This is a genomic window from Alteromonas gracilis (assembly GCF_036870955.2).
Classification (GTDB): Bacteria; Pseudomonadota; Gammaproteobacteria; order Enterobacterales; family Alteromonadaceae; genus Alteromonas; species Alteromonas gracilis_A.
The window spans coordinates 3910865-3927656 of record NZ_CP145482.2 but is presented as its reverse complement, the minus strand read 5'-3'; the positions used below and the strand labels follow the sequence as shown (position 1 = coordinate 3927656).

At 43.8% G+C, this 16792-nt stretch carries 17 protein-coding genes and 1 pseudogene; 9 read left to right on the top strand and 9 right to left on the bottom strand.

Going from position 1 to position 16792, the window contains the following annotated elements:
- The first annotated feature begins 4 nt into the window (after positions 1-4).
- The 8 genes from V6N89_RS18905 (at position 5) to V6N89_RS18870 (ending at position 7534) form a co-directional block, all read left to right on the top strand.
- Positions 5-694: a DNA-3-methyladenine glycosylase I gene (locus V6N89_RS18905; RefSeq protein ID WP_338518965.1), complete on the top strand. Its 690-nt coding sequence runs from the start codon at positions 5-7 to the stop codon at positions 692-694.
- Positions 695-793: 99 nt separating this feature from the next.
- Positions 794-1579 (top strand): bifunctional demethylmenaquinone methyltransferase/2-methoxy-6-polyprenyl-1,4-benzoquinol methylase UbiE, encoded by a 786-nt coding sequence (ubiE, locus tag V6N89_RS18900; RefSeq protein ID WP_346993098.1) that lies wholly within the window; start codon positions 794-796, stop codon positions 1577-1579.
- On the top strand, positions 1579-2214 hold the full coding sequence (locus V6N89_RS18895; protein ID WP_338518964.1) for a ubiquinone biosynthesis accessory factor UbiJ: 636 nt from the start codon (positions 1579-1581) through the stop codon (positions 2212-2214). The genes ubiE and V6N89_RS18895 overlap by 1 nt, the downstream gene beginning before the upstream one ends.
- Positions 2215-2230: 16 nt before the next feature.
- A complete protein-coding gene (ubiB, locus tag V6N89_RS18890; RefSeq protein WP_346993097.1) occupies positions 2231-3859 on the top strand; it encodes a ubiquinone biosynthesis regulatory protein kinase UbiB in 1629 nt (542 codons plus the stop codon).
- Between the two features lie 293 nt (positions 3860-4152).
- Positions 4153-4362: a transcription antiterminator/RNA stability regulator CspE gene (gene cspE / locus V6N89_RS18885; protein ID WP_012519905.1), complete on the top strand. Its 210-nt coding sequence runs from the start codon at positions 4153-4155 to the stop codon at positions 4360-4362.
- Between the two features lie 176 nt (positions 4363-4538).
- On the top strand, positions 4539-5201 hold the full coding sequence (locus tag V6N89_RS18880; protein ID WP_338518963.1) for a hypothetical protein: 663 nt from the start codon (positions 4539-4541) through the stop codon (positions 5199-5201).
- 4 nt (positions 5202-5205) lie between these two features.
- Complete coding sequence (locus V6N89_RS18875) at positions 5206-5679, top strand: Lrp/AsnC family transcriptional regulator (protein ID WP_338518962.1); 474 nt, start codon at positions 5206-5208, stop codon at positions 5677-5679.
- A 259-nt stretch (positions 5680-5938) separates the two neighbouring features.
- Entirely contained in the window at positions 5939-7534 is a 1596-nt protein-coding gene (locus V6N89_RS18870) for a methyl-accepting chemotaxis protein (protein ID WP_338518961.1), read from the top strand.
- Between the two features lie 86 nt (positions 7535-7620).
- Here V6N89_RS18870 and V6N89_RS18865 read toward each other — a convergent pair whose 3' ends face one another.
- From V6N89_RS18865 to V6N89_RS18825, 9 genes and pseudogenes are all read right to left on the bottom strand, one after another.
- Entirely contained in the window at positions 7621-7785 is a 165-nt protein-coding gene (locus tag V6N89_RS18865) for a hypothetical protein (RefSeq protein WP_338518960.1), read from the bottom strand.
- A gap of 315 nt (positions 7786-8100) precedes the next feature.
- Positions 8101-9108 (bottom strand): cytochrome d ubiquinol oxidase subunit II, encoded by a 1008-nt coding sequence (locus V6N89_RS18860; RefSeq protein WP_338518959.1) that lies wholly within the window; start codon positions 9106-9108, stop codon positions 8101-8103.
- 9 nt (positions 9109-9117) lie between these two features.
- A complete protein-coding gene (locus tag V6N89_RS18855; RefSeq protein WP_338518958.1) occupies positions 9118-10491 on the bottom strand; it encodes a cytochrome ubiquinol oxidase subunit I in 1374 nt (457 codons plus the stop codon).
- Positions 10492-10501: 10 nt separating this feature from the next.
- Positions 10502-11059: a GbsR/MarR family transcriptional regulator gene (locus V6N89_RS18850; RefSeq protein ID WP_338518957.1), complete on the bottom strand. Its 558-nt coding sequence runs from the start codon at positions 11057-11059 to the stop codon at positions 10502-10504.
- 362 nt (positions 11060-11421) lie between these two features.
- Positions 11422-12102, bottom strand: coding sequence for a hypothetical protein (locus tag V6N89_RS18845; RefSeq protein WP_338518956.1), 681 nt, complete (start codon positions 12100-12102; stop codon positions 11422-11424).
- Positions 12099-13308, bottom strand: a pseudogene (locus V6N89_RS18840) (Na+/H+ antiporter NhaC family protein). Before V6N89_RS18840 ends, V6N89_RS18845 begins: the two are co-directional and overlap by 4 nt.
- A gap of 461 nt (positions 13309-13769) precedes the next feature.
- Positions 13770-14345: an esterase/lipase family protein gene (locus V6N89_RS18835; RefSeq protein WP_338518955.1), complete on the bottom strand. Its 576-nt coding sequence runs from the start codon at positions 14343-14345 to the stop codon at positions 13770-13772.
- Positions 14346-14917: 572 nt separating this feature from the next.
- Positions 14918-15250, bottom strand: coding sequence for a winged helix-turn-helix domain-containing protein (locus tag V6N89_RS18830; protein WP_346993096.1), 333 nt, complete (start codon positions 15248-15250; stop codon positions 14918-14920).
- Positions 15243-15869 carry a hypothetical protein gene (locus V6N89_RS18825; RefSeq protein ID WP_338518953.1) on the bottom strand — a complete coding sequence of 209 codons (627 nt, stop codon included), beginning with the start codon at positions 15867-15869 and terminating at the stop codon, positions 15243-15245. Before V6N89_RS18825 ends, V6N89_RS18830 begins: the two co-directional genes overlap by 8 nt.
- Positions 15870-16003: 134 nt before the next feature.
- On the opposite strand from V6N89_RS18825, the gene V6N89_RS18820 reads away from it, so the two are divergent.
- Entirely contained in the window at positions 16004-16447 is a 444-nt protein-coding gene (locus V6N89_RS18820) for a DUF2141 domain-containing protein (RefSeq protein ID WP_338518952.1), read from the top strand.
- The last annotated feature ends 345 nt before the right edge of the window (positions 16448-16792 follow it).

The window sequence follows — 16792 nt, the reverse complement described above, 5'->3', positions numbered from 1 at the left end:
ATTCATGGCTGAGTCGTTTCACTCTATTTATCGCCGAGCGTGTGAGCGCAAAGGCGGCGAGAAGGTGCTTGAAGCTATGCTTCAGGCGCCGCTCAGCAAAAGCCAAATTAAAGGGATCAGTGATGATCGCTTTTTAGCGGCTATGACCAAAAAAGTATTTCAGTCAGGTTTTGTTTGGCGCGTTATAGAGCAAAAATGGCCTGACTTTGAAACGGTGTTCTTTGGCTTTGATATTGATAAAGTTTTGTTGATGCCGGATGAAATGTTAGAGCAAAAGGCATCTGACAAACGCATAGTCAGAAACTATAAAAAAGTGATGACAGTTCGAGACAACGCCATAATGATTAAGGATGTTGCGCGCGAACACGGTAGCTTTGGTAACTTTGTTGCCAGCTTTAATGCAAACGACATCACGCAATTGTGGGAGTTTCTCAAAAAGCGAGGTGCAAGGCTGGGGGGCAATACTGGGCCTTATATGCTGCGTTCTTTGGGTATAGACACTTTTTTATTTTCTCGCGATGTCGAAGACTACTTGCGAAAAAATGACATTATTGATGGTGGATTGACGACCAAAAAATCCTTATCTGCGGCAAACAACGTGTTTGCAACATGGCAGCAGGAGAGTGGACGTTCACTGCAGGAAATTAGTGCTATTGTTGCGTTTAGTTGGGGCACCAATAATCGCGTGGCTTAGCATGCACGTTTGTCGATACAGTGTGGTTTAAAGCTTTTGCTTACCATCACAATCCGATACACTTCGACCTCAATAAATAATCAATAGAACAGGACTGTCATGAGCGACAATCAGACTTCCACGACATCAGCGGATTCGACGCCAGATCAAACCACACACTTTGGCTTTAAGCAGGTTGATAAAGGGCAAAAGGCGTCACTTGTTGCCAATGTTTTTGACTCGGTTGCAGCGAAATATGACGTCATGAATGACCTAATGTCGATGGGTGTTCATCGCTTATGGAAGCGCTTCACGATTGATTGCAGTGGTGTTCGCACTGGTAACAAAGTATTAGATATTGTAGGTGGTACAGGCGATTTAACGGCCAAGTTTTCTCGTTTAGTGGGGCCCACAGGTCGCGTTACTTTGGCAGACATTAACTTGTCAATGCTAAAGGTGGGACGCGACAAATTGCGCGACAGAGGGTTAGTCAGCAACATAGACTACGTTCAGGCTGATGCTGAAGCGCTTCCTTTTCCAGACAATCATTTTGATGTTGTTACAATGGCCTTTGGTCTTCGCAATGTGACTGAAAAACAAAATGCGCTAAATTCCATTTACCGTGTTCTTAAGCCAGGTGGCAGACTGTTGGTACTTGAGTTTTCAAAGCCTACTTCAGAGCAGTTAAGCAAACTCTATGATATGTACTCGTTCCATATTTTGCCGAAAATGGGGCAGCTTGTCGCTAATGACGCAGAAAGCTATCAGTATCTGGCTGAAAGTATTCGCATGCACCCTGATCAAGATACGTTAAAAGGAATGTTTGAAGAAGCGGGCTTTGATCAGTGTGATTATCAAAACCTCACGGGTGGCATCGTAGCACTTCACAGAGGTTACAAGTTTTAATGCCCACCTCATCCCTCGTTGCGGCAACGATAGAAACGACGATCAATAAAGTACTTTCACTTGATGAAGGCAGTGAACAGCGGCTTAAAGCACTTAATGGTGCACGCCTTACTGCGTTTGTTTCGCCGTTGCCTTACGGCATCACGCTATCGTTTTCTAACCGAGTTGATGTGCTAACAGAGCATGAGTCATTTGACCATGTTGTTACACACCTAGGCAGCAAGGATTGCTGCATAAAGACATCGATGAGTACCTTGCCTGAACTGAAAGAAACCAGTCAGTTGACGCGCCTTATTCAGCAGAAAGCGCTGTTTTTAGAGGGTGAATTGCAGGTTGCTCAGCAGGTTAGTGCGTTGTTTCAGCAGCTAGATATTGATGTAGAAGAATTGCTCTCCCAAAAAACAAACGATGTGTTTGCACATCAAACCGTGCAAGTAGCGAAAGCGGTACATAAAAAATCGCTGTCTGTATTGTCCTCGCTCGGGCGTGTTGTTGGGAATAGCCTTGTTGAAGAAAAACAACTAGCTGCACATCGCCTTGCAGTCATGCATTTTAGTGATGATGTAAATGCGCTTCGCGACAGCACCGATCGCCTAGACGCGCGTCTGCGTCAATTAGAAGAAAAACTTAAGTAATAAGACAGGGCCTTTAATGCGTATTGTAAGGTTGTACCGAATTAACAAGGTATTGTTGGAACACGGGTTAGACGAGCTTATTCCCGCTAAGTGGTTGCCTTGGTATGCTCGCGCCATGCGTCACGGTATTTTCTGGGTGCGCAATAAGCATAAAGGTAAATCTGTTGACGAGCGTATTACGCTTGCGCTGCAAAGTTTAGGGCCCGTGTTTATTAAGTTTGGACAGATGTTGTCTACACGTCGTGACCTGCTGCCCCCCGCTATCGCGAATGAATTGGCGCGTTTACAAGACAAGGTCGCACCGTTCTCATCTGATGCAGCACAGAACATCGTGAAACAAGCACTTGGTATTAACCAGTTGAGCGAGCTGTTCAGTGAATTCGACGAAACACCGCTGGCTTCGGCGTCTATCGCGCAAGTTCACGCTGCAAAACTTAAGCAGAATAATGAAGATGTTGTGGTAAAAGTATTGCGTCCAGATATACGCGATACCATTGTTGCCGACATGGAGTTGTTATTTAGCTTAGCGAACGTACTTCAGCGCTGGTTGCCCGACGGCAAACGGCTTCGCCCCGTTGAAGTGGTGGTTGAGTATCGCAAAACCATTGTAGACGAGTTAGATTTGCTTAGAGAATCTGCCAACGGCATTCAGTTGGGCCGTAATTTCGAAGGTTCTGACGCGTTATATGTGCCCAAGATATATAGCGATTACTGCAGAAGCAATGTGTTGGTGATGGAGCGTATTTACGGACTACCAATTTCGAACATTGATGCGTTGCTGACACAAAATACCAATATGAAAAAGCTGGCAGAGCGTGGTGTAGAGGTTTTCTTTACTCAAGTATTTCGCGACAGTTTTTTTCATGCGGATATGCACCCAGGGAATATATTTGTGTCTACAAAAAGCCCTGAAAACCCGAAATACATCGCCATAGACTTTGGGATTGTCGGTACATTAAATCGCGAGGATAAACGTTACTTAGCTGAAAACTTTATTGCGTTTTTTAATCGCGATTACCGTAAAGTAGCTCAACTTCATGCTGATTCAGGCTGGGTACCGCAAGATACCAATATCGATGAGTTTGAGATGGCTATCCGCACCGTTTGCGAACCTATTTTTCAAAAACCGTTGGCAGAAATTTCATTCGGTAATGTACTGCTACAACTGTTCAATACTGCCCGTCGATTCAACATGGTTGTGCAACCCCAGCTAGTGCTGTTACAAAAAACGTTGCTTTATATTGAAGGGTTGGGACGACAGCTGTATCCGCAGCTTGACCTGTGGAAAACGGCCAAGCCCTTTCTTGAAAACTGGATGAAAGAGCAGATTGGCTTTAGTGCCATGATGGGCAAGGTAAAAGATAACCTACCATTTTGGTCTGAGAAACTTCCTGAAATGCCAGACTTGCTCTATGACAGTCTGCAGCAAATGAAGAAGATGCCGTTGCAACAGCAGCGTGCCCATGCTGCTTTATTACAAGAACAAAAGAAAACAACTCAGACCACTCACTATAGTATTGTTGGTGCCACTTTTGTGCTTATGTCTGCAATATTACCAATGTATGATATATCGTGGTATATCCCTGCATTTAGTGGTGTTTTAGGCGCGATTTGCTGGTTTATGGCATGGCGTAACGGACGATAAGCTTTGTTACGTTGAAGTGAAATATTTATGAAATCCGCAGTTTAGCAATTAATTTGTATATTAATCGTCCCGAAGAGTGTTATAGTGTTCTTGGCTTTTGGCCAAAGTCTTTAAATAGACGCGATTTTGTATTATTTGCTATATGTTAAACCACTCGAGTTACCCGGTAATTTGTTGTAAGTTGTTTGTCCATTCGTAAGTAAGACCCAATACTCCGCCAATTTAAAGACTCTAAAGAAACTTGTTACACGCGCTTAGGCGCTATTTAATACGATATTTGAGGTCTATACGACATGTCTAAAGTTACAGGCACAGTTAAGTGGTTCAACGCTGATAAAGGTTACGGTTTTCTAACTCAAGATAACGGCGGTAAGGACGTATTCGTTCATTTCCGTGCGATCATCTCTGACGGTTACAAAACGCTTCCAGAAGGTCAGCGAGTAGAATTTGAAGTTGAAGAAGGTCAAAAAGGTCTTCAAGCTGCTAACGTGCAAGCTATCTAAGAATTCAAAAACGGCGGTCAATTGACCGCCGTTTTTCATTCTTGTACACCCTCTATCTAAATCCCTCTTTTTGTTGTTCTACTAGCTTTTCCTCTCAGTTGCTTCCGTCACCTATTTAATGCTTTACTAACCGAGTTAGTCATAAGTGCTACTTGCAGTGTTTCAGGGAGAATAACGTGTCATTTCGAAATACCTACTTAATTTGTTGGCTTGTCTTGTTATCGTGTTTTAATCAGCCGATGGCCCAAGAAGATGATTCACAGACTCAAGCACTGGTTGTTGTTTTAGGTGAGTCACTAACGGCTGACGCGCTTATGCCAAGCCAAACTGAACTAGATGCACTGCGCGAAAAAGCACAGGGCAACTTTGATGCGTTACTTGACTACCGAATACAAATAGCGGCCTTTGACAGCGTCGTGGAACGAATTATATTCGATTATGCCAAACGCAATGGCATTACAGCGGATGAAACGCTGGTAAAGCAGTTTGAAGATAAATTTAGTAACGAGTTAGCTTCATCCCAACAACGAGCGGGAGAAACAGAGAGCGACACTGCGTCAGCGAAAGACATTTCAAGCATAGCGCAACGAGAGGTAACTAAGTTTCTCGTTGAAAAAGCCATGTACAAAACATTTGGCGGTCGGGTTGTGTTTAGACAGTCGAACCCTCTTATGCCTGTCGATGCCTATAAAAAGTTGTTGATGCAATATAAAGAAAGCGGCCAACTGCAGTTTAACGACGAAACGCTTGAAAAAGCGTTTTGGGGTGGATTTTCAGAGCCGTTTAAGTTTGTTATCCCAACTGAAAATATAGATTTTAGCAACCCATGGTGGTTATAACAGCGTGAACAATACTGTGTTTGATAGCATTGACCGCGCTATTTTATCGTTACTCCAACAAAACGCGGAAACGCCCGTATCTGAAATTGCAGAGCAAGTTGGGCTTACCGTGACGCCCTGCTGGCGTCGAATCCAGAAGCTGGAAGAGAAAGGCGTAATCTCTAAGCGTGTCGCTTTATTGCAAGCCCGTTTCCTAGGTTTAACCATGACCGTGTTTGTGCAAGTAAAAGCGGGTAAGCATGATGGGAAGTGGTTAGCGGCATTTGCGAAGCATGCGGCATCGTTTGATGAAGTTGTAGAGTGTTATCGAATGTCAGGCGAATATGATTATTTACTTAAAGTGCTGGTGACCGACATGGATTGCTTCGATCATTTCTATAAGCGATTGGTAAACGGGATAGAGTTTTCTGACGTAACTTCGAGCTTTGCGATGGAACAGATAAAGTACACTACCGCAGTTCCTCTCACTCATCTTTAATAAATGGGGCCTAGAAATAGTCCTTAAAAATCTTGGTAAAGTGACTCGCGTAAACGCCGATACAGTGTTAGTTGCGATTTAAAGGCGTTAATACTCAATGATGAAAGAAAAAAGCCCCCAAAAGGGTCTATTCTTATTCATAAGCAAGAAAAGCCTGAAATACTGACGAGGGTGCTATCGATAACCTCTTACTAAGCTGCACGCATTGTTATGTGTTGCGCAAGAGTTTAATCATGCTCCCAAAAAAGAAGGGAAGAGCATGTTTAACACTATAAAACAGAGAATTTTGGTGGGTTATGCATTAGTGATTATCGTGGCTGTCATTGCTGCATTTGTACTAACGCAAAATAACAATCGTGTTGAAACCCTCGTCGACACATACGTGTCGGAGACGCTTCCCTCGCTTAACGCTATCAATAACATTCAAAGCGGTAGCAAAGAGTTGGTGCTTATTGCTTATTCGCTTTACGGAACAACGTTAGATACCTCTCAATTCGACGCCCGTAAAAAAGACATTGTCGCCTCAGTTTCAGCGCAATTTTCTACGCTTTCTAGTTCTGGAACCAGCCAGACCGAAAAGCAGTTTGATAATCTCACTAAGGCAATATCGTCGCTACAGAATACGATGTCTGCATCATCGATAAGCTGGGATACGGCACGAGATAATCTTGCTGAAATTACCACAGCGTCAGACGCATTGAATAAGCAAATGAATGAAGTCAGAGCCAGTGTAGAGCGCGCAGCAAGCAATAGAACAATGGCGATTTCCTCGGAGCTAAATACCAGCGAGTGGATTATTGTCAGTTTGATAGTGTTATTGCTTATTGTGTCGGTTGTGGGCTACGTGCTTGCTAAACTACATATCGCTAATCCTATCGAATCAATGGCGTTGAAATTAAATGAGCTTGCGAGCTCACGTCGCCTAGCCACGCATTTGCCTGGGCAGCAACTGTCTGAGCTTGATGCTATAACCAAAAGCGTTCAGGGCTTACTGAGCGTATTCCTCAAAGGTATGCAGGATTTACAAGTTGCTGTTAATGATCTTAATCATTCGTCGAAAGCACTTAACGGCGCTACAAGCCACTCTGCCAGTGCTATCAGTAGTTTCCAAGGCGATATTAAGCAACTGGTAAGTGTAATGGACACACTGTCTGGTGAAATGGAGCAAAGCCTACATTTGTCGCAGCAAGCCGCTAAAGAAGCGCAAGGCAGTGCAGAACAAGTCGCGCAAGGTAGAGACGATGTTGAAGCCACGGCTCGCGCCATTTCAGATCTGACTCAAGACATAGATAAAACAGCCTCTACACTTGATAGATTGCAAAACGATGGCAAAAACGTGTCTAACGTGGTGTCTACTATTGCTGAAATCGCAGATCAAACCAACCTTCTTGCATTGAATGCTGCAATTGAAGCGGCAAGGGCAGGTGAATCTGGACGAGGGTTTGCTGTGGTTGCTGACGAAGTGCGAACACTAGCGTCGAGAACTCACCAGTCAACGGTAGAAATCAATACAATGCTTGAGACCATTGTCGAGTCGATAAAGGCGTCGGTACGAACAATGACATCGAACAAAGACAAAGCGCACAACGCGTTAGCAATGGCAAACGACTTGGTCACAACACTTGAGAATGGTCGTCAAAGCATTTTGTCATTGGTGAAAGTGAGTAACGATGCATCTGATCTAGTGCAACATGCCAGAGAGCAAGTCACTCTAGCGCGCGAGGGTGTATTAGATTTTCAAATGCTAGGTGATGATGTAAAAGCAGCCAATAACAATGTGAATTCAGAAGCACAAAGTTTGGCGGGCCTGGCGACCGAGCTTCAATCTAACGTGAATACATTTAAGTTAAATTAGCACTATCAGTTGTACTCAAGTGCTTTGACGAGTGTGTGTCTTCAACGGGCAAAAAAATGGGGCCTTAATTCAGGCCCCAACTCAATTTAATGTGATTGGTCTTCAACGTGCTGTTCGGCAAAGATCTTGGATTTCTTTTTAATTTTACATCCTAAGATACGCTGCGCGTTTTTACGGCCTATGTAATGGGCAACCGTATAGGGGTGGGCGCGCTTGAAGAACCTTGAAAATGAGTGAAATACATTTTCCATATAATGGCTCCTTCTTAATAAAAATGCCCCAAATGAAATATAGTATTATTACACTTTAATGTCAATGCGGTAGTTTTGACCGCTTCATCTGTTTTCTAGAACACAACTTGAACTTTAGATCACTTTTGTGACTAAAATCTTTTAGGCAATAAGGAGTTACTATCAACATTTAAGCGAACAGCTATTGTTAATGTTGAAACAAAAGTTAAATTGGTGGGTTAATAATGAGCCAATGAATGGATGTGATGCTCATTATCACTAAATGGTATGTAGCGCCTGACCAAGCCAGTCAGGCGCCAAGTGTGATTGGCATTTTTAGTAGTATGATAGCTTTTCTGATTTCCCAGCGAATATTTTGTACACCATAGCCGTGTAAGCCAAAATAACCGGGACAACGATTACCACACCGACTAATAGGAAGCGTAATGAATTGGCGTCGCTGAGCGCTTCTGCGATAGTCATTTCCCCAGGTATAATGAAGGGATAATAGCTAATTCCAAAAGCCACAAAGCAAAGCAAAAATACCAGTAACGCAATGAAGAATGGCAGCCATTCTCCTTTTCCTTGAGCATCAGGGAGTCTTTTCAGTAAAACCGCGCATAGTGTTAGCAGCCCAAAGCATGCCACTGGAAAAGCAAAGAGCACATATCCCCATGGCGCAGATAACCATAGGTCACGAACGCTGTCATGAAGCGTCAGGTTCGCAATGCTCACAGCAATGATCCCTCCCGCTAAAACAAGTAATCCTCGGCGTGCCCAGTAGTAAGCTTTTTGCTGCAGTTCGCCTTCAGATTTTAAAATAAGCCAGCATGCGCCAATAAACGCATAGGCTGCCGTTACACCAAATGCAGCGAGTAGTGCAAAGCCCTGTGCCCACAAGTCAGTTCGCAGTCCTGTGACATAAATCCCTAACATATAACCCTGTGCGAGTGTTGTTAGCAAAGAACCGTACTTAAATGCCATATCCCATTTGCGCTTCTTTACCTGAACTACTTTTGCCCTAAAGTCAAAAGCAACACCACGTAAAATAAGCCCTAATAGCATAAACGTAGCGGGCAAATACAACGTTTGTAATACCTCGCTATGCGCCTCGGGAAAGGCTATTAGTAACAAGCCAATGGCCAACACAAGCCAAGTTTCATTAGCGTCCCAATAGGGACCAATTGACGCTATCATATCGTCGCGAAACGTTTCGGTTCTTGGCGGGATTAATACGCCAACACCGAGGTCATACCCGTCTAAAATGGCATACAACAAGACAGACAGTCCGAGTAGACCCACGTAGATATTGCTAAGCATTTCTGCAGATACGTTTTCAAACATGTCTGTTCCTTAGACCGTTACAGGGTCAGTATTTGTTGGCTGCATTTTCGCTTTCGCGATTTCGCGTTCCTCTGTTGTAATTTCTTCAATTTCAACAGCACGTCTGCACATCAACATTAGGGTACCCATGTAAGCAATTAGCAGCACAGTGTAGATTACCGCGTATAACGTAAACGACAGTGCTATATTGCTAGGCGGCAGTTGCGTAACCGCGTCTGAGGTTTTTAAGACACCGCTGACCAAATAAGGTTGGCGGCCAATTTCAGTTACATACCAGCCTGCCAGTGTCGCCAACCAGCCGCTAAATGCCATACCCACAAACGTTCGTTTTAACCATATTGGTAAAGGTTTGTTGCGCAGTAAAAAACCACTGCCTAACCATGAAACCAGTAGCATCAACATGCCTACGCCTACCATGACCCGAAACCCATAAAAAACAGGCGCAACGGGAGGATGTTCTCCTTCAAATTCGTTCAACCCTTTAATTTCCCCTTTAAGTTCGTGGGTCAAAATTAGACTTGCCCCATAGGGGATGGGAATTTCAAAATGGTTTTCTTTAGATTCTTCATCAGGAATTGCAAACAGCAGTAGCGGAGCACCTTCTGTGGTTTCCCAAAGCCCTTCCATGGCGGCGACTTTTTGAGGTTGATGTTCAAGGGTATTTAAACCGTGCATGTCTCCCGCAAAAATCTGTAGTGGAATAAGTACGGCAGCTGTATAAGTCGCCGTCTTCAGCGCTAGCCGAGGTGCAAGCTTGTCGTCACCTTTCAGCATGCGATAGGCCGATAAACCAGCAATAAGGAAACTTGCTGTTAAACCAGAAGCTAACATCATGTGAGCGAATCGATACGGGAAAGAGGGGTTGAATATAATTTCTTTCCAGCTAGTGGCGTACACCACACCATCGACAACTTCAAAGCCCTGTGGGGTCTGCATCCAGCTATTGAGCGCCAAGATCCAAAAAGCAGATGTTGTTGTGCCCAAGGCCACAATGAGCGTTGACGCGGTATGCAGCCAATTCGGCACGCGGCGTATGCCAAACAACATAATGCCAAGAAACGTTGCTTCTAAGAAAAACGCTGTAAGCACTTCGTACCCTAAAAGCGGTCCGGCCACATTACCGACTTTTTCCATAAAACCAGGCCAGTTTGTACCAAACTGAAAAGACATGGTAACGCCGCTTACCACACCAAGTGCAAAGCTCAGTGCAAATACGCGTACCCAAAAACGGTACATCCGCATCCATACTGGATGACCAGACAGGTTTGAACGCAATTTAAAATAAAATAGAAACCATCCCATCGCCATCGTGATGGTAGGAAAGAGAATATGGAAACTAATATTTAACGCAAATTGTAATCGAGACAGCAAGAATGCATCCATAGAAGACCCCTTAGTTAACGCTGTTTTTTCCCGGAAGTAACTTGTCCTTAAACTCAAGCATTCGGCCCACACCAGCGCCAAGCTTCATCAACGTATTTAACTTTTCAGGTCCAAGATTCTGAAGTTCTTCAGACCATGCCGTTATTGATTCGAGTAAATCGTGAATTTCGTTCAGTTTGTTTTGCGCGTTGGCTTCTTTTTCACTTGCTGGCGTGTCGAGAAGAAGATCGCGCAACAAGCTCATAGTGGGATCAATTTCACGTTTTCTTCTTTCTTCAAAAACGCGATTTGCCAGCGTCCATATATCGCCTGCTGGTACAAAAAACTCTTTGCGCTCACCGGGTACAAGGTGCTGCTTTACCAAACGCCATGACTGCAACTCCTTAAGCCCCATACTGGTATTTCCGCGAGAGATGTTTAATGCGTCTGCAATTTCTTGAGCCGAAATTGGCTCTTCGTTTAGAACAATGAGCGCTAGTATTTGACCAACGGTGCGATTAAATCCCCATCGACTGCCCATTTCCCCAAAGTGCATGACTGCAGATGTGATTAACGGCGTCATCTTCATATTTTTTACCTGCTGAAGCTTCAGAAATTACTGAAAGTTTATAATTTGATTTGATTGAGATCAATGTTTTTTGTGTTAGTTGTGTCGAATTTCATGAAGGTTAATAAATCGTTTCATATGGGGGGATGTGCTCTCAGCTGTTCGGACAAACCTGCTATGTATCTCATTTATGGGAAAAATTTATATTGGAGCGCTATTGTCATAGCGATAAGTAGCTAGATATTTCTGAAGCAGCTTGGGCATTACGGAAAGTCGTTATCACACAATGTGTAAAAAGAGTTAGAAGAATCTCTTAGGAGTGATCAGCTTGAGCGGGGCTTTGGCGTGTAGTTTTTGTGTTTAGTAAATTAATCAAATATTTTTCAATCTACGATGATAACTGCTGTAGAAAGTAAATCTATGCTCAACGGACCTTGAGTAACAAACTCGTTTACTTCTCCGGAATCACTTTTCCATAGCTTTATTTTCGTTGAAGCCATAAATCCTAATGGAAGTGGCAGGTCATGCATATCGTAAGAAAAGTTTACTACCACGTAGATGCGTTTATCATCTTTTTCGACTGAAAATCCCAAAAGTTGCTTTTTGTCGTCGGTATAATAGATATCGAAAGAGCTAGCAACGCTATTGCCAAGCGCCTTTACCAGCTCTGAAACTGACTTCGCTTCCAAATTAAAGTGCTTCAATAATTCCAAGTAGGCCTCGTCAAGCGGCAATGTTATAAACATAGTGCTCAGTAGCGAGTACTCTTTTTCGTTGAGCTTTTTATCGCACCTACCTATTTTATGTTCTGGTGATGGTTGTGGTGTTTTTGAAGAAAATACCTCACTTAAGTGACTTGCAAGCTCATCGATTGAACGTGCATCATCTTGTTTACTCAAGAATTCACATACTAAGTGCGAGATAGACAGCGCTCTTATTTGATTGGTTACTGCGCTTTGGCCTGTATTCTGTTTTTCAGGTCTATCTGTCACGATGATAACGCTTATACCGCCCAGCGCTAAAACCAGCATCAGCAACCCGGCTTTTGTGTATCGCCTGGTCACAATGCTTTGTCTTTGATGTTTAATAACCCAATGCCCATTGCAGCCATTGATACCGCGATGATTGGATTTAAGTAGTTGAAAAAAGCATAAGGCGCGTATTCGAGCACGTCCACGCCGAGTGTTGCTGTACGTTTAACTCGTTTGACAATTCCGGCCACGAATACGGTCAGAAAGCCTGCCCCGTGCAATATGCCCCCCAATGCTATGGCCATCATAGCCAGTAGCAAGGTCCAACTCATACTACTAATGCCTCCACGACCTAGCAGTGAATCAAGATTTTCAATGCCCGTTGCCTGCGACGTATTCTCCCACAGGGCATTAATGACACTTATTGCACTGGTCTGTTGAAAGAAAATGGCAATGATGACGGCCAGAATAATACTGGCCGTCATCGTGACTTCCGCGGGAACTTTTTTAATACTTAATACTGTAAGCAACAGTAGCGGCAATAATGTGATGTAAGGCGAGAGGTTGTAGTAACTGGCCAAAGCAGATTGGATTTCACCCACGTTTTTTACGTTTATATTTTGACTATCAAAGCTAAAGCCTATCACCAGAAATAACAAAAATGTCAGAAAGAAGCTGGGTAGGGTGGTAAGAAGCATTGCGTACATGTGGCGATAAAGGTTGGTTTCAGCGCTCATTGTAGCCAAATTAGTTGTATCGGAAACGGGAGACATTTTATCACCGAAGGTTGCACCACAGACCACCATTCCTGCAACCAGTGGCGTAGGTATGTTCATCGCTACACCAACGCCCACTAGCACGACACCCATGGTTCCAACAGTACTCCAGGACGTGCCTGTAGCCACCGACATGACAGCGCAGAGCAGTAACCCTACGGCTAAAAATATGCTTGGATTCAACCAACTCAATCCGTAGTATATTAACGTTGCAATGGTACCGCTATGCATAAAGCTGGCAATAACCATCCCAATCAGAATAAAGATGTAGATTGCTGGCATTGCTCGAGTAAGTGCACCTAGTCATTAACTCACGGATTTGTAAGTACCCGTATCCTAGACTAAAGGCATTCACACCCGCCCAAAGCAGGCATAAAAAAAACAACGCGTGTAAGTTGATGCCGAACCCAAACAGGCCAAGCGCTATGACCATGATGATTGCGCTAAAGCATAGCAATGACTGCGTGAAACTTGGACTGGAAGTGAGATAAGGAGTTGTTGAAGACAAGTTAATACAACGCATCAATGAAGTGAAAACAATGAGTATAGATATTATTGTTTATTTGTGACATACATACGTCCAGTTAATTGTTTACTCGGTAGTAAGCATGCAGTAGTACGTCAAAATTTATCGTTTTATTAAGGGGTTAATACGATAATACAGGACAAAAAGCACACGCTTAGGGAATCAGTGCTGCAGGTCGATTCAAGCCGAATGAACAACTTGGAGATTCAGCAACGCTGCTTTGCTGTCAGCCGGATTCACGCCGAGTCAAGTTCCTGTGCTTAAAATGTATTCGTTGGCTTATGTAATTTCATTCGGTAAACGCTTAGGCAGTCAGCAACTCACTGAGTTCGGAATAACGGAGTTGTGAGCTCTGCCCAGCCAGCGTTAGTGCAATAGACCGCCAACTGGTGCTGTGGATGCCGATACCCAGATGAGTGCAGTCTACTTCTTTGTGGGTTGTAAACATCAAGGGCTGCTTACCAGCCAACCACACCATCGCGTCGGCTAAAGAGAACGGTAATCGGCTGTTCGAAGCCTTGTTTGTTACGCTCCAACACCTGAAGTTCAAAGGCATCCAGATCGATATTTTTTAATCTCGCATAACGCCTGCCTGGTCCCGTATACTTGGGGCCGCCGCTGATCGGTGTGCCCAAAGTGATTACCTCTTTGACGCAGTCAGGAAAAAGCCTTGCGACTTCACGGCAAATGACCCCGCCTAAGCTCCAGCCAATTAATGTAACTAGCGCGGATTGCTGTCTGCATAATTCCAGCGACTGCTTGCCTAACCCGACAATATCCTCGTCAACGTTGCCAAGGTTGCGACCCAAATTCCAATCGACCGCATCATAATTAAGGTGGCACAGAAAGCTTCTCAAAGGACGCATCGACCATTTATCGGTTAAAAACCCGTGCGCTAGAATAATCGGACGGCGATCACCTTTGGGTAGTGACAACAGTTGGCGTAGTGATAACGCTGTGCCTGCCCAATCCAGTGGGGCGGTAAATTCGCGCAGGGCCAAGCGGCGTGATTGCGGAGCAAGATTTGTCAGCATGAGGTTATTCCAAATAATGTTACCTTTTTTTACGACAGTGGTATGCAATTGGTTTTGTAATTTACATTGCGTTAGTAAGCCTTATATAAGCCAAGATCTAATTACCAGACCAAACAGTTGTCAGTGCAATTCACATTAGAGCTTATTTATGTGAGTCGGTCATCAGTGGTTATGCTGACTTGCATCTGTTGAACCACAACTCGGTCGTTTGACGTAAAGGCATGAAAGCTAATCAATTAAAGAGGCCAAAGTCTAAACGATGCCTAAACGTACATCACCGAAAGACGCCAGGCGTGTAGAACTGGCCAGCGATATTGATGAGGTGGTAGCGGATAAGCGTTCGGATTGGCGAGCCAGCCCGGCAAAAGCCAGGCGTCGGCAGCGACGCTATAAAAAGAGGCTGGTCGACGAGCTTACGCAGCTGGCGCGGGAAAACTCTAGCGGACTATCCGAATAGTCTTGCATGCTTGGGCGACTTACTTGGCAAGCCCTTTGCTCAGCCTAATGCTTGTGATTCCCGAGTAGTTCTTGGGAGGTATGCAGAATAGTAGCGGTCGCAGTTAGCTACTGATTTAACCTAACAATTGTTTCATTGCTTCTAGATAATCTAGCCATGCAATACGTCCAGCGTCTGTCAGATGGACCAACGTTTGGGGGCGCTTGCCTTTGTAACCCTTTTCCTGAACTACATAGCTTACGGATTCTAGCTTTCCTAAATGAGTTGATAAGTTTCCGTTCGTCGCTCCTGTACGCTCAATTAACTCAGCAAAACTCGCTGGATTTACCGTTGATAAGTAAGCCATGACGCCAAGTCTAAGTCGCCCATGAATTACTTCATCAATCTCCTGTATAGAGCCTTGCTGGTTATCAGGCGATTGGCTTTTGTTATTAGCCGATTCAGTCATTTTTGGTCTCGTCACGAATCTCTAAAAAACCAGGTAGTGTCATTGTTAACAGAACGCTAAAAGCTGAAAAGTAATAAATAAGATTTAGATCGTTAAATATTAAGGTAACAAGCATACTGATTGCGGCAAAATAGGAGGCTGATATTAAATACGCTTTCTGACTTAAGCGGCCAAGAATGGTGAGGTGAAAGGTTTGCAAGGCGAAGGCAAAAGGTAGTATTAGATTAAAACTCTCTTTTTCAAACTTGCCCATTGCTACAGAAACGGTCATGGCAACAGCGAATGAAAAGATCAGCACGCTGACTGTTATCCCTGCAGTCCGTGATAGGCGGTTGAGCCAAGAATTAATACCTTTTTTAGTGCGAGCTTTGAACCCGTATATGGTAGATAATACAGTACCAACGATGCCGTAAGCCATCCACATAAGTCCTACATAATTAGCAGATATAGGCAAAAACCCATCAATAGTCGCTCCATGCAATATCAAGGTCGGGACTAATAAACCACTCCAAATAATGAAATAAGTGCCTCCTAGCAACGGCGTATTTGCTCCGTCTCTCGCTAGCTTAGCGGCAAAATCCAAGTCGTCTAACAACTGTTGCTTAGTCTCTGGTTGCATACGTATTTCCTGCATTGCTTGTATTAATGAGATTTTTATCAAAAATTAGTTTGTTTTTCAAACTTAATTGTGATTTGATAATAAACTAGTTTGAAATGCAAACTAGTTTATTGTCAAATGATAGAGGAATAGATATGAAATTAGCAAAATCCTTAACATTAATCGCAGCAGCCTGCGGTAGTCTCTTTACCACTAATGTCGTTGCCAATGAATACGTGACGTTAGCGGTTAACCTTGAAGGCATAAAGACGGGGCATGCGCCACTTTATATCTCGGTACAAGATGCCAACCAGTTCCGAACTGACGAAGGTGCTGGCGGAACTATTTTGCGAAGTCAGGAGAATGAAAATATGACGGTTGAATTGAATGTCGAGCCAGGTATCTACGCAGTATCCATCTGGCATGATCTTGATGAAGACGGAAAGTTTTCTCGAGGAAAAGACTATTGGCCGACGGATGGCTGGGGCTCAAGTAACAATCCTCAAACTGGTAAAGCCCCAAGTTTTGACGACATGAAAATTGAAGTTACTCATGATGGGCAGGTTATTCCCATAACCATGCAATACGCTAAACGTTAGTTATTAAGTTTATTAAAAATGAGAAAGCCTGCAATCTGTGAGTTATCATACGCTCATAACGAAGTTGTGGCGAACCTAACTAAAATAGTCTCGCGTAGATGACATGACTTAATATTATTGTTGGGCTTTCTCTTCTTGCTCGTAATGGCATCACCACGTATTTTCTGTTATCAGATTATAAACAGACACAGATAATGTCTGCCGTCTTAATGATGATGCGGTGCTAGAAACATTGCTGCCTATTTTGCACTTGCTGTTTAGAGACCATTGGCCTGTTGTTCAAAACACTTTGTCCGCATTTACAACTTGGTCGGAGCAGAACCCCACTACAACCATTCCAAGAAT